Here is a 12,447-nt window from a genome sequence, read left to right as displayed (position 1 = left end):
GTTTCCTTTCGCAAATTCGCAAGGTTCATATCAGACCGCTACCAGCACGATGGCGCCGATTACCAGCACGGCACCAGCAGCCATCGAGGCGGCATACCAACGCAGTTGACCGGTCTCGGTGCGGCTCAGGGCGGTGTGACCCCCCTTGGCCATACGCGGGATCAGACCGATGGTCTGGTCGAGCGGGTCTCTGCGCAGTACATGGCTGATCGCAAGGTACGGCTTGACGAACAGTTTGTCGTAGATCCAGTCGAAGCCCCAGGCAGCGAACCACCAGGCCGAAAGGAAACGGCCGATGCCGCTGTTGGCGATCGCGGTCACGAAGCGACGCTTGCCGAGGAACAGCACGGCCGCCAGCAGGATACCGGCCAGGGCGATAGCGCCCGAAGCGATTTCCAGACTGTGCTTGGCTTCGCCACCGGCATGCCCGACGCTTTCCGGCAGTACGCCGTGCAGCGGTGGAACGATCATGGCGCCGACGAAGGTCGACAGTACGATCAGCACCGACAGTGGCAGCCAGTGAGAGATGCCGTGACCGGCGTGGGCTTCGGTCTTGGCTTCACCGTGGAACGTGATGAAGATCAGGCGGAAGGTGTACAGCGAAGTCATGAACGCGCCGACCAGACCTGCGTAGAGCAGACCGTGGTTGCCGCTGGCGAACGCTTCCCAGAGGATTTCGTCCTTGGAGTAGAAGCCTGCGGTCACCAGTGGCAGGGCAGCCAGGGCGGCACCACCGACGATGAAGCTGGCGTAGGCCAGTGGCAGTTTCTTCCACAGACCGCCCATCTTGAAGATGTTCTGCTCGTGGTGGCAGGCAACGATCACCGCACCGGACGCAAGGAACAGCAGGGCCTTGAAGAAGGCGTGGGTCATCAGGTGGAAAATCGCGCCATCCCATGCGCCAACGCCCAGCGCCAGGAACATGTAGCCAATCTGGCTCATGGTCGAGTAGGCGAGGATACGTTTGATGTCGGTTTGTACCAGCGCGGCGAAACCAGCCAGAACCAGGGTCACACCACCGACGATGCCGACCAGGTGCAGGATGTCCGGCGCCAGGGTGAACAGACCGTGGGTACGGGCGATCAGGTAGACACCGGCGGTCACCATGGTCGCGGCGTGGATCAGTGCCGAAACCGGGGTCGGGCCGGCCATCGCATCCGCGAGCCAGGTTTGCAGCGGCAGTTGCGCCGATTTACCGACCGCACCACCCAGCAGCATCAGGGTCGCCAGGGTGATCCAGAAGTCGCCGACCTGGAATTTCTGCGGTGCCAGCACCAGCAGTTCCTGGATGTTCAACGTGCCCACTTGCTGGAACAGGATGAACAGGCCGATGGCCATGAACACGTCGCCGATCCGGGTCACGATGAAGGCCTTGAGTGCGGCGTTACCGTTGTTGCGGTTGCTGTAGTAGAAACCGATCAACAGGTACGAGCACAGGCCCACGCCTTCCCAGCCGAAGTACAGGAACAACAGGTTATCGCCGAGCACCAGGAACAGCATGCTGGCGATAAACAGGTTGGTGTACGAGAAGAAGCGCGAGTAACCCGCTTCGCCGCGCATGTACCAGGACGCGAACAGATGGATCAGGAAACCTACACCCACCACCACGCCGAGCATGGTGATCGACAGGCCGTCGACGTAGAGGGCGAAGTCAGGCTTGAAGCCTTCGACCGCCATCCACTTCCACAGCACCAGGGTGTAGTGACCGCCTTCGGGAGGTGCGACGTTGAATTGCCAGATAACGTAGGCGGCGACAATCGCCGACAAGCCAATGGAGCCCACGCCGACCAGCGCCGAGAGGTTTTCCGACCAGCGTCCACGGGAGAACGACAGCAGCAGGAAACCGATCAGAGGGAATACAAAAGTCAGAAAGATTAGGTTCATCCGCGCATCTCACTGGCAGCGTCGATATCGAGCGTGTGGAAGCGGCGATACAGTTGCAGCAGGATCGCCAGGCCAATACTGGCTTCGGCGGCTGCCAGGCTGATCACCAGGATGAACATGATCTGTCCATCCGGTTGCGCCCAGCGGGCGCCCGCAACGATGAAGGCCAGTGCAGAGGCGTTCATCATCACTTCCAGACTCATCAACACGAACAAAATGTTGCGGCGGACCATCAGGCCGACCAGACCAAGGCAGAACAGGATGCCGGCAACGGCCAGTCCATGCTCGAGAGGGATAGCAGGCATGTCTTACTCCTTCGCCTCGTTACGGCCCAAATGGAACGCCGTGACGGCTGCGGCGAGCAGCAGCATCGAGGCGAGTTCGACCACCAGCAGATACGGGCCGAACAGGCTGACGCCCACGGCTTTTGCATCGACGGTGGTGTGGCCGATGGCCTGACCGCTCTGGTGAGCGAACAGCACATACAGCAGTTCGGCCAGCAGCAGGGCGGCGAGAATCACCGGCCCCGCCCAGATACCGGGCTTGAGCCAGGTGCGTTCCTGCTGAACCGAGGCGGGCCCCAGGTTCAGCATCATCACCACGAACACGAACAGCACCATGATGGCGCCGGCGTAGGCGATCACTTCCAGCACGCCGGCGAACGGTGCGCCGAGTGCGAAGAAGGTCATGGCCACGGCGATCAACGAGATGATCAGGTAGAGCAGGGCGTGCACAGGGTTGGTGTTGGTGACCACACGTAGCGTGGACACAACCGCGATACCCGATGCGAAATAGAAAGCGAATTCCATCGTTCTTCCTTAAGGCAGCAAGCTCTTCACGTTGATCGGTTCGGCTTCGTTCTGCGCAGAGCCTTTCGGCTTGCCAGCGATTGCCATACCTGCAACACGATAGAAGTTGTAATCAGGGTTTTTGCCGGGGCCGGAGATCAACAGATCTTCTTTCTCGTACACCAGGTCCTGACGTTTGAACTCGGCCATCTCGAAATCCGGGGTCAGCTGGATTGCGGTGGTCGGACAGGCTTCCTCGCAGAGACCGCAGAAAATGCAGCGCGAGAAGTTGATACGGAAGAAGTCCGGGTACCAGCGACCGTCTTCGGTTTCAGCTTTCTGCAGCGAGATGCAACCCACCGGGCACGCCACGGCGCACAGGTTGCAGGCTACGCAACGTTCTTCACCATCGGGGTCACGGGTCAGGACGATGCGACCACGGTAGCGTGGCGGCAGGTAGACCGGCTCTTCCGGGTATTGCAGGGTGTCGCGCTTGCGAAAGCCATGGCCGAAGACCATGACCAGGCTGCGCAACTGGGTACCGGTACCCTTAACGATGTCGCCAATATATTTGAACATGGGTCAAATCCTCACTGAACCGCAACCGCAGGTGTGTTCCACAACACAACCGCAGCGGTTATCAGCAAATTGATCAGGGTCAGTGGCAGGCAGAATTTCCAGCTGAAATCCATCACCTGGTCATAACGCGGACGCGGGATGGAAGCGCGCAGCAGGATGAACAGCATGATGAAGAACGCGGTCTTCAGTGCGAACCAGACGAAGGACAGTTGCGGCAGGATGCCGAACGGACCGTGCCAGCCACCGAAGAACAGGGTGACCAGCAGCGCCGAGATCAGGATGATGCCGATGTATTCACCGACGAAGAACATGCCCCATTTCATACCGGCGTATTCAATGTGGTAACCGTCGGCCAGTTCCTGTTCCGCTTCCGGCTGGTCGAACGGGTGACGGTGAGTCACGGCGACGCCAGCGATGAAGAAAGTACAGAAGCCGAAGAACTGCGGAATGATGAACCACAGGTTCTGCGCCTGGTACTCGACGATGTCGCGCATGTTGAACGAGCCGACCTGCACCACGATGCCCATCAGGGCCAGGCCCATGAACACTTCGTAGGACACGGTCTGCGCCGAGGCACGCAAGCTGCCGAGCAGGGCGAACTTGTTGTTACTCGACCAGCCGGCGAACAGCACCGCGTAGACCGACAGACCGGCCATGGCGAAGAAGAACAGCAGGCCGATGTTCAGATCCGCCACGCCCCAGGTCGGGGTGATCGGGATGATCGCAAACGCGATCAGCAGGGCCGACATGGCGACCACCGGTGCCAGGGTGAAGATCACCTTGTCGGCAAACGGTGGGGTCCAGTCTTCCTTGAAGAACATCTTCAGCATGTCGGCGGCGATCTGGAACATGCCGAACGGGCCAACGCGGTTCGGACCGTAACGGTCCTGCCACCAGCCCAGCAGGCGACGTTCGACAAAGCTGAGCAACGCGCCTGCGACCACAACGGCCAGCAGGATCACGATGGCTTTGATGACCGTCAGGATCACATCGATCACTTCAGGGGTGAACCAGGTCATTGCGCTGCCTCCTGCAGACCGTCGACGGACACGCCGGCGAATGCCGGTGGAATGCCGGCGATGCCCGCAGGCAAGGCCACCAGACCAGCGCCCAGTTCTTCATTGATGCGCAGCGGCAGACGCAGGGTCTGGCCGGCCACGTTCAGGCTCAGCAGAGCACCGTCGTTGACGCCCAGACGATCCGCTTCGGATTTCGCCAGAGCCACGTACGGAGCTGGAATGCGTTCTTGAACCGGTGCGGCTTTCGACGAGTTCTCGTCGCTGCCGAACAGGTGGTAGAACGGCACGGCCTGCCAGGTGCCCGGCGCCGGGCTGAACGCACGCGGTGCGGCAGCGAACCAGTTCAGCGAATCGCCGGTGCTTTCGATCAGGCGGGTGCCCGGGTCGCCAGCGCGCAGGTGACCACCGACTTCGTCCTGGAACTTGTTCCAGGCTTGCGGCGAGTTCCAGCCCGGCGACCAGGCGAATGGCACTTGCTGACGGGGTTCAGCCGAACCCGAGTAACCTTCCATGGAGAAGGCGAACGCGGTGTCTTGGTCTTGCGGGGTGCGTGGTTCGTGAACGCTGATGTCGGCGCGCATCGCGGTGCGACCGGAATAACGCAGCGGCTCTCGCGCCAGTTTCAGACCCTTGATGCGGAACGCGGCAGACGGCGCGGCATCGACGATACGCGCCAGTTGCTCGGTGCTTGAAGCCACGGCAGCGGTGACGTGGTCGAGTTGCGTCCAGTCGATCGGCTGGTTCAGCAGGGTCGAGCGCAGGGCATGCAGCCAGCGCCAGCCTTCGTGAACCAGGATGCTCGCATCCATGTATTGCGGATCGAAAACCTGGAAGAAGCGCTGGGCGCGACCTTCCTGGCTGACCAAAGTACCGTCGCCTTCCGCGAAGCTCGCCGCTGGCAGAACCAGTTGCGCGCGGTCGGTGGTGGCGGTCTTCTGGTGGTCGGCAACGATCACCACTTTCGCAGCGTTCAGGGCCGCATCGACCTTGGCTTTCGAGGTGCGGGTGTACAGATCGTTTTCCAGCACGACGATGGCGTCGGCCTTGCCGTCGATCACGGCTTGCAGCGCGGCGTCGACTGATTCGCCACCGAGCATGGCCAGGCCGAGGCTGTTGGCTTCCGGCACGATCAGGCTGATCGAACCGTTCTTCTCGCGCAGCTTCAGGGCCTTCGCAATGTTTGCCGCAGCCTCGATCAGCGCTTTGGAGCCCAGCGAAGTACCGGCGATGATCAGCGGGCGCTTGGCCGCGAGCAGGGCGTCGGCGATGCGCTTGGCCAGTTCCAGGGCTTCTGCGTCCAGACCTTCAACGGCCGGTGCGCTGGCGTCCAGGGCGTGGGCCACGGCGAAACCGATGCGCGCCAGATCGTCTGGAGCGGCGTGTACGCATTCTTCGGCGATGTCGTCGAGCTTGGTTTCGGCCAGGCTGGCGATGAACAGCGGGTTCAGCGCGTGCTGACCGATGTTCTTCACGGCGGCGTCGAGCCAAGGCTGAACGCGCATGGCTTCGGCCATGTCTTCGGCCTTGCCCTTGACCGACTGACGCAGGGACAGCGCCATACGTGCAGCCGTCTGGGTCAGGTCTTCACCGAGGACGAAGATCGCGTCGTGGTCTTCGATGTCGCGCATGTTCGGCACTGGCAGCGGGCTGTCTTTGAGCACTTGCAGGGCCAGACGGATGCGCTCCAGTTCGCAGGCTTCGATACCGGAGTAGAAGTGCTCGGCGCCCACCAGCTCACGCAGCGCGTAGTTGCTTTCGAGGCTGGCACGCGGCGAACCGATACCGACGATGTTGCGACCGCGCAGCAGATCGGCAGCCTTGTCCAGCGCCTGATCCAGTCCAAGCTTGGTGCCGTCGGCCAGCATCGGCTGACGTGGGCGATCGGTGCGGTTGACGTAGCCATAACCGAAACGGCCACGGTCGCACAGGAAGTACTGGTTCACCGAACCGTTGAAACGGTTTTCGATGCGACGCAGTTCGCCGTAACGCTCGCCCGGGGAGATGTTGCAACCGCTGGAGCAGCCATGGCAGATGCTCGGCGAGAATTGCATGTCCCATTTGCGGTTGTAGCGCTCGGAGTGAGTCTTGTCGGTGAACACACCGGTCGGGCAGACCTCTGTGAGGTTGCCGGAGAACTCGCTTTCGAGGGTGCCGTCTTCAACGCGACCGAAGTACACGTTGTCGTGGGCGCCGAATACACCGAGGTCGGTGCCGCCAGCGTAGTCCTTATAGAAACGCACGCAGCGATAGCAAGCGATGCAGCGGTTCATTTCGTGGGAAATGAACGGGCCCAGTTGCTGGTTCTGGTGGGTGCGTTTGGTGAAGCGATAACGGCGCTCGTTGTGGCCAGTCATCACGGTCATGTCTTGCAGGTGGCAGTGACCGCCTTCTTCGCACACAGGGCAGTCGTGCGGGTGGTTGGTCATCAGCCATTCGACAACACTGGCGCGGAACGCCTTGGATTCTTCATCGTCGATGGAGATCCAGGTGTTGTCGGTGGCAGGGGTCATGCAGGACATGACGATGCGACCACGGGTGTCGTTCTCGTCGGTGTACTGCTTGACCGCGCATTGGCGGCAGGCCCCGACGCTACCAAGCGCGGGGTGCCAGCAGAAATAAGGGATGTCGAGGCCCAGCGACAGACATGCCTGTAACAGGTTGTCTGCCCCGTCGACTTCGAGCGCTTTGCCGTCTACGTGGATAGTGGCCATGGTTCAAAGGTCTTCGTTGGCCCGGTGTCAGCGGGCGTGGCTAATGGAATCTTGTTATCCGTCCGAATCCAGTCAGCCCCGAAAGGCGTCATCGGACGAAAGGCGAAGGGCACGGACCCTTCGCCTTTTTAAGCGTTTACGCGCCGACTACGATCGGCCTTGCCAGAGGCGGGACGGCGGCGCTTGCAGGCGCGATACCGGCTTCGAACTCTGGACGGAAGTATTTGATGGCACTGCCCAACGGCTCCACGGCACCCGGTGCGTGAGCACAGAAGGTCTTGCCCGGGCCGAGGAAGCCGACCAGACCCAGCAGGGTCTCGATGTCGCCCGGCTGACCGCGGCCTTCTTCGATGGCCATCAGGAGCTTGACGCTCCATGGCAAGCCATCACGGCACGGGGTGCAGAAGCCGCAGGATTCGCGAGCGAAGAACTGCTCCATGTTGCGCAGCAACGACACCATGTTGACGCTGTCGTCCACCGCCATGGCCAGGCCGGTACCCATACGGGTGCCCACTTTGGCGATGCCGCCGGCGTACATTTGTGCGTCGAGGTGTTCCGGCAACAGGAAACCGGTACCGGCGCCACCTGGCTGCCAGGCCTTGAGCTTGTAACCGTCGCGCATGCCGCCGGCGTAGTCTTCGAACAGCTCGCGACCGGTCACGCCGAATGGCAGTTCCCACAGACCCGGGTTCTTGACCTTGCCGGAGAAGCCCATGAGCTTGGTGCCCATGTCTTCGCTGCCTTCGCGAGCCAACGATTTGTACCAGTCAACGCCGTCGGCAATGATCGCCGGCACGTTGCACAGGGTTTCGACGTTGTTCACGCAGGTCGGCTTGCCCCATACGCCGACGGCGGCAGGGAAGGGCGGCTTGGAGCGCGGGTTGGCGCGGCGGCCTTCGAGGGAGTTGATCAGTGCGGTTTCTTCACCGCAGATGTAACGCCCGGCGCCGGTGTGGACGAACAGTTCGAAATCGAAGCCGCTGCCCAGAATGTTTTTACCCAAAAGGCCCGCAGCCTTGGCTTCTTCCACGGCACGGTTCAGGTGCTTGGCGGCGGTGGTGTACTCGCCACGCAGGAAGATGTAGCCACGGTAGGTTTTCAGTGCGCGGGCACTGATCAGCATGCCTTCGATCAGCAGATGGGGCAGTTGCTCCATCAGCATGCGGTCTTTCCAGGTGTTCGGCTCCATTTCATCCGCGTTGCACAGCAGGTAGCGGATGTTGATGGATTCGTCTTTAGGCATCAGGCCCCACTTCACGCCAGTGGGGAAGCCTGCACCACCGCGACCTTTCAAGCCGGCGTCTTTCACGGTCTGGACGATGTCGTCCTGAGCCATGTCGGCGAAGGCTTTGCGCGCAGCGGCGTAACCGTTCTTGGCCTGGTATTCGTCGAGCCACACGGCTTCGCCGTCGTCACGCAGACGCCAGGTCAGCGGGTGAGTCTCGGCCGAACGCTTGATGCGGTTGGCGGGACCGAAAGATGTCAGGGTCATACGTAGCCCTCGAGCAGTTTGGCCACGCCAGCAGGCTGCACGTCGCCAAAGGTGTCGTCGTCGATCATCAGCGCCGGTGCCTTGTCGCAGTTGCCGAGGCAGCAGACAGGCAGCAGGGTGAAACGACCGTCGGCGGTGGTCTGACCCAGGCCGATGCCCAGATTGTTCTGGATTTCGCTGACCACCGACTCGTGGCCGCCGATGTAGCAGACCATGCTGTCGCAGACGCGAATGATGTGACGGCCAACCGGTTGACGGAAGATCTGGCTATAGAACGTCGCCACGCCTTCTACGTCGCTGGCCGGGATGCCGAGGATCTCGCCGATCGCATACAGGGCGCCATCCGGCACCCAGCCGCGTTCTTTCTGAACGATCTTCAGGGCTTCGATCGACGCCGCGCGCGGGTCTTCGTAGTGATGCAGCTCGTGCTCGATGGCCGAGCGCTCGGTTTCACTCAAGGTGAAACGGTCTGTCTGGATAAGCGTGCTGTTCATGCTTAGCGGTCCACGTCGGCCATAACGAAGTCGATACTACCCAGGTACGCAATCAAGTCCGCGACCATGCTGCCTTTGATCACCGAAGGGATCTGTTGCAGATGCGGGAAGCTCGGAGTACGGATCCGGGTACGGTAGCTCATGGTGCCGCCGTCGCTCGTCAGGTAATAACTGTTGATGCCCTTGGTCGCTTCGATCATCTGGAAGGATTCGTTGGCCGGCATGACCGGGCCCCACGAAACCTGCAGGAAGTGCGTGATCAGGGTTTCGATGTGCTGCAGCGTGCGCTCTTTCGGCGGCGGCGTGGTCAGCGGGTGATCCGCCTTGTACGGGCCTTCCGGCATGTTGCGCATGCACTGATCGATGATCTTGATGCTCTGGCGCATCTCTTCGACGCGAACCATGCAGCGGTCGTAGGCATCGCCGTTGGCGGCCAGCGGTACTTCGAACTCGAAGTTCTCGTAGCCGGAGTATGGGCGCGCTTTACGCAGGTCGAAGTCGCAACCGGTGGAACGCAGGCCGGCACCGGTGACGCCCCATTCCAGGGCCTCTTTGGTGTTGTACTGGGCAACGCCGATGGTCCGACCCTTGAGGATGCTGTTCTGCAGGGCAGCCTTGGTGTATTCGTCGAGGCGCTTCGGCAGCCATTCGACGAAGTCTTTCACCAGTTTGTCCCAACCGCGTGGCAGGTCGTGGGCGACGCCACCGATGCGGTACCAGGCCGGGTGCAGACGGAAACCGGTAATGGCTTCGATCACCGTGTACGCCTTCTGGCGGTCGGTGAAAGTGAAGAACACCGGGGTCATGGCGCCGACGTCCTGGATGTAGGTCCCCAGGAACAACAGGTGGCTGGTGATCCGGAAGAACTCGGCCATCATGATGCGGATGACGTCGACCTTCTCGGGCACCTTGATGCCGGCCAGCTTCTCGACCGAGAGCACGTACGGCAGGTTGTTCATCACACCGCCGAGGTAGTCGATACGGTCGGTGTACGGAATGAAACTGTGCCAGGACTGACGCTCGGCCATCTTCTCGGCACCACGGTGGTGGTAACCGATGTCCGGTACGCAGTCGACGATCTCTTCACCGTCCAGCTGCAGGATGATGCGGAAGGCACCGTGCGCGGAAGGGTGGTTCGGGCCCAGGTTGAGGAACATGTAGTCCTCGTTGGCACCGGAACGCTTCATGCCCCAGTCTTCAGGACGGAAGCGCGCGGCTTCTTCCTCAAGCTGTTGCTTGGCGAGGTTGAGGCTGAACGGATCGAATTCGGTGGCGCGCGCCGGGAAGTCCTTGCGCAGCGGGTGACCTTCCCAGGTCGGCGGCATCATGATGCGCGACAGGTGCGGGTGGCCTTTGAAGTCGATGCCGTACATGTCCCAGACTTCACGCTCGTACCAGTTGGCGTTCGGCCAGATGCTGGTGACGGTCGGCAAGCTCAGGTCGCTTTCGGACAAGGCGACTTTGATCATCACGTCACTATTACGCTCAAGCGACATGAGGTGATAGAACACGGTGAAGTCGGCGCCCGATGGCAGCCCTTGACGCTTGGTGCGCAGACGCTCGTCCACGCCGTGCAGGTCATAGAGCATGACGTACGGCTTGGGCAGGTTGCGCAGGAAAGTCAGGACTTCGACGAGTTTGGCGCGCGCCACCCACAGCACCGGCATGCCGGTGCGGGTCGACTGAGCGGTGAACGCTTCGGCGCCAAAACGGTTGTTCAATTCGACGACCACATCCTGGTCGTCTGCCTTATAAGGCGGGATGTACAGAGCGCTGCCTGTAGTCATGGTTATTTTTTCGCTTTCGGTCAACGTAAAGAATGAAGCCAGCTTCTCGTTTCTTTTGTAAGAACAGATCTGGATCAGACTTCGTCAGGGCTGCGCAGGTTGGTCACTGCGATTCGCTGTTCGCGGCGCTGTTCCTTCTGCGAAGGCATGTCGGCGCGATAAACGCCTTGATCACCAACGACCCAGGACAGTGGGCGACGCTCCTGGCCAATCGATTCCTGCAACAGCATCAAGCCTTGCAGAAATGCTTCTGGACGGGGCGGGCAGCCAGGTACGTAGACGTCCACGGGCAGGAACTTGTCCACCCCTTGAACCACGGAGTAGATGTCGTACATGCCACCGGAGTTGGCGCACGAACCCATGGAGATCACCCACTTCGGCTCGAGCATTTGCTCGTAGAGACGCTGAATGATCGGCGCCATCTTGATGAAGCAGGTACCGGCGATAACCATGAAGTCGGCCTGACGCGGTGATGCCCGGATAACTTCGGCGCCAAAGCGCGCGATGTCGTGGGGCGCCGTGAAGGCGGTGGTCATTTCCACATAGCAGCACGAAAGGCCGAAGTTGTACGGCCACAGGGAGTTTTTACGCCCCCAGTTGACCGCACCACTCAGCACGTCTTCGAGCTTGCCCATGAAAATGTTTTTGTGGACTTGATCCTCTAACGGATCGGAAACGGTTTCCCGTTCGCCAATCGGATACTGCTCGTTAGGAGCATCGGGGTCGATTCTGGTGAGATTGTATTGCATTGCCAAAGCCTCATTGTTTCAGCTTCGCCTGCCGCTTGCGACGAGCTTCCGGAGCCCAGTCAAGGGCGCCCACTCGGAACAGGTAGACAAGACCTGCCAACAGAATTGCTATGAAAACGAGAGCTTCGACGAATCCGGTCCAGCCGCTTTCGCGGACGGACACAGACCATGCAAAGAGAAAGAGGGCTTCGATATCGAAGATCACGAACAGCATCGCGACCAGATAGAATTTGGCTGAGAGCCGCAAGCGGGCGCCACCGGTAGGTAGCATGCCGGACTCGAACGGTTCGTTTTTGCTGCGGCCCCAGGCTTTTGACCCGAGGAGGCTGGAGACGCCGAGCATGAAGGCACACAGGCCGACTACACCCAGAAGGAAAATGGCAAAGCCCCAGTTGTGGGCCATGAGTCCTGTCGCTTCGGGCATGCTGGTAATCCTTAACAGAGAGCAAAGGTCTCTGAGCTTGATAAAGAAATAAGGCAGTGACGATATGTCGCAGCAATCAATCGCGCTGATTTTATGGCTAAACACCCTGCAAGTAAAATTCCTATAGCGAAATTATTTATTGGAATAAGGACATAGCGCACCTCCAATGCCCTGCAGCCCATGCGTTGCGGGCATTAGCCGGGTTTCTGCCAATTATGTTTTGTAAGAAATGTAACGAACATAGTTGCTGCTAAATGATAATTGATATCGTTTGGAGTGGTTTTGTAACTGTTTAGCGGCGCAGTAACCGGAAAGTTGTCTTATATGCCTGTTACTGCAAGTAGCGGTGGCGCTCGTTTTACCCGATTTTTGTGACGCGGGTACTGGTCTGGATCAATGTTTTGTCCGAGCGCCGCCGGTCATTGCAGGAGTGAGCCTGCTCGCGATGGCGGTGTGCCTGCCAAGACATAAGGTGACGGACACACCGCCATCGCGAGCAGACTCACTCCCGCAAGGTTTC

At 60.3% G+C, this 12,447-nt stretch carries 11 protein-coding genes; all 11 read right to left on the bottom strand.

From position 1 onward, the window contains the following. Positions 1–30: 30 nt before the first annotated feature. Complete coding sequence (gene nuoL, locus KKQ10_RS09545) at positions 31–1,884, bottom strand: NADH-quinone oxidoreductase subunit L (RefSeq protein ID WP_127651034.1); 1,854 nt, start codon at positions 1,882–1,884, stop codon at positions 31–33. Further along, positions 1,881–2,189: an NADH-quinone oxidoreductase subunit NuoK gene (gene nuoK, locus KKQ10_RS09540; protein WP_003180046.1), complete on the bottom strand. Its 309-nt coding sequence runs from the start codon at positions 2,187–2,189 to the stop codon at positions 1,881–1,883. Before nuoK ends, nuoL begins: the two co-directional genes overlap by 4 nt. 3 nt (positions 2,190–2,192) lie before the next feature. After that, positions 2,193–2,693, bottom strand: a complete 501-nt coding sequence (nuoJ, locus tag KKQ10_RS09535) for an NADH-quinone oxidoreductase subunit J (RefSeq protein WP_003223793.1) — start codon at positions 2,691–2,693, stop codon at positions 2,193–2,195. 9 nt (positions 2,694–2,702) lie between these two features. After that, positions 2,703–3,251, bottom strand: a complete 549-nt coding sequence (gene nuoI / locus KKQ10_RS09530) for an NADH-quinone oxidoreductase subunit NuoI (RefSeq protein ID WP_003223795.1) — start codon at positions 3,249–3,251, stop codon at positions 2,703–2,705. An 11-nt stretch (positions 3,252–3,262) separates the two neighbouring features. After that, entirely contained in the window at positions 3,263–4,270 is a 1,008-nt protein-coding gene (gene nuoH / locus KKQ10_RS09525) for an NADH-quinone oxidoreductase subunit NuoH (RefSeq protein ID WP_007964859.1), read from the bottom strand. Further along, positions 4,267–6,981: an NADH-quinone oxidoreductase subunit NuoG gene (gene nuoG, locus KKQ10_RS09520; RefSeq protein ID WP_215500930.1), complete on the bottom strand. Its 2,715-nt coding sequence runs from the start codon at positions 6,979–6,981 to the stop codon at positions 4,267–4,269. Before nuoG ends, nuoH begins: the two co-directional genes overlap by 4 nt. Before the next feature lie 136 nt (positions 6,982–7,117). Continuing rightward, a complete protein-coding gene (gene nuoF / locus KKQ10_RS09515; protein ID WP_027614663.1) occupies positions 7,118–8,473 on the bottom strand; it encodes an NADH-quinone oxidoreductase subunit NuoF in 1,356 nt (451 codons plus the stop codon). Continuing rightward, positions 8,470–8,967: an NADH-quinone oxidoreductase subunit NuoE gene (nuoE, locus tag KKQ10_RS09510; protein WP_003223804.1), complete on the bottom strand. Its 498-nt coding sequence runs from the start codon at positions 8,965–8,967 to the stop codon at positions 8,470–8,472. Before nuoE ends, nuoF begins: the two co-directional genes overlap by 4 nt. Before the next feature lie 2 nt (positions 8,968–8,969). Beyond that, positions 8,970–10,754, bottom strand: coding sequence for an NADH-quinone oxidoreductase subunit C/D (gene nuoC, locus KKQ10_RS09505; RefSeq protein WP_127651031.1), 1,785 nt, complete (start codon positions 10,752–10,754; stop codon positions 8,970–8,972). Positions 10,755–10,828: 74 nt separating this feature from the next. Beyond that, positions 10,829–11,503, bottom strand: a complete 675-nt coding sequence (locus KKQ10_RS09500; protein ID WP_003223809.1) for a NuoB/complex I 20 kDa subunit family protein — start codon at positions 11,501–11,503, stop codon at positions 10,829–10,831. Between the two features lie 10 nt (positions 11,504–11,513). Next, the gene (locus tag KKQ10_RS09495; protein WP_003223812.1) at positions 11,514–11,927 is read right to left on the bottom strand and encodes an NADH-quinone oxidoreductase subunit A; all 414 of its coding nucleotides are present in this window, start codon (positions 11,925–11,927) and stop codon (positions 11,514–11,516) included. Positions 11,928–12,447: the final 520 nt, after the last annotated feature.

Origin of the sequence: Pseudomonas sp. MG-9 (assembly GCF_018729515.1) — a bacterium.
GTDB classification, from domain to species: domain Bacteria; phylum Pseudomonadota; class Gammaproteobacteria; order Pseudomonadales; family Pseudomonadaceae; genus Aquipseudomonas; species Aquipseudomonas serboccidentalis.
Note: the sequence above shows the minus strand (reverse complement) of the source record. Positions and strands in the feature narration are given on the sequence as shown.

Coding starts and splice junctions, on each gene's coding strand:
- nuoL (WP_127651034.1), bottom strand. CDS start 1,884: ATGAACCTAATCTTTCTGACTTTTGTATTCCCTCTGATCGGTTTCCTG.
- nuoE (WP_003223804.1), bottom strand. CDS start 8,967: ATGAACAGCACGCTTATCCAGACAGACCGTTTCACCTTGAGTGAAACC.
- nuoI (WP_003223795.1), bottom strand. CDS start 3,251: ATGTTCAAATATATTGGCGACATCGTTAAGGGTACCGGTACCCAGTTG.
- KKQ10_RS09495 (WP_003223812.1), bottom strand. CDS start 11,927: ATGCCCGAAGCGACAGGACTCATGGCCCACAACTGGGGCTTTGCCATT.
- nuoF (WP_027614663.1), bottom strand. CDS start 8,473: ATGACCCTGACATCTTTCGGTCCCGCCAACCGCATCAAGCGTTCGGCC.
- nuoJ (WP_003223793.1), bottom strand. CDS start 2,693: ATGGAATTCGCTTTCTATTTCGCATCGGGTATCGCGGTTGTGTCCACG.
- KKQ10_RS09500 (WP_003223809.1), bottom strand. CDS start 11,503: ATGCAATACAATCTCACCAGAATCGACCCCGATGCTCCTAACGAGCAG.
- nuoK (WP_003180046.1), bottom strand. CDS start 2,189: ATGCCTGCTATCCCTCTCGAGCATGGACTGGCCGTTGCCGGCATCCTG.
- nuoG (WP_215500930.1), bottom strand. CDS start 6,981: ATGGCCACTATCCACGTAGACGGCAAAGCGCTCGAAGTCGACGGGGCA.
- nuoH (WP_007964859.1), bottom strand. CDS start 4,270: ATGACCTGGTTCACCCCTGAAGTGATCGATGTGATCCTGACGGTCATC.
- nuoC (WP_127651031.1), bottom strand. CDS start 10,754: ATGACTACAGGCAGCGCTCTGTACATCCCGCCTTATAAGGCAGACGAC.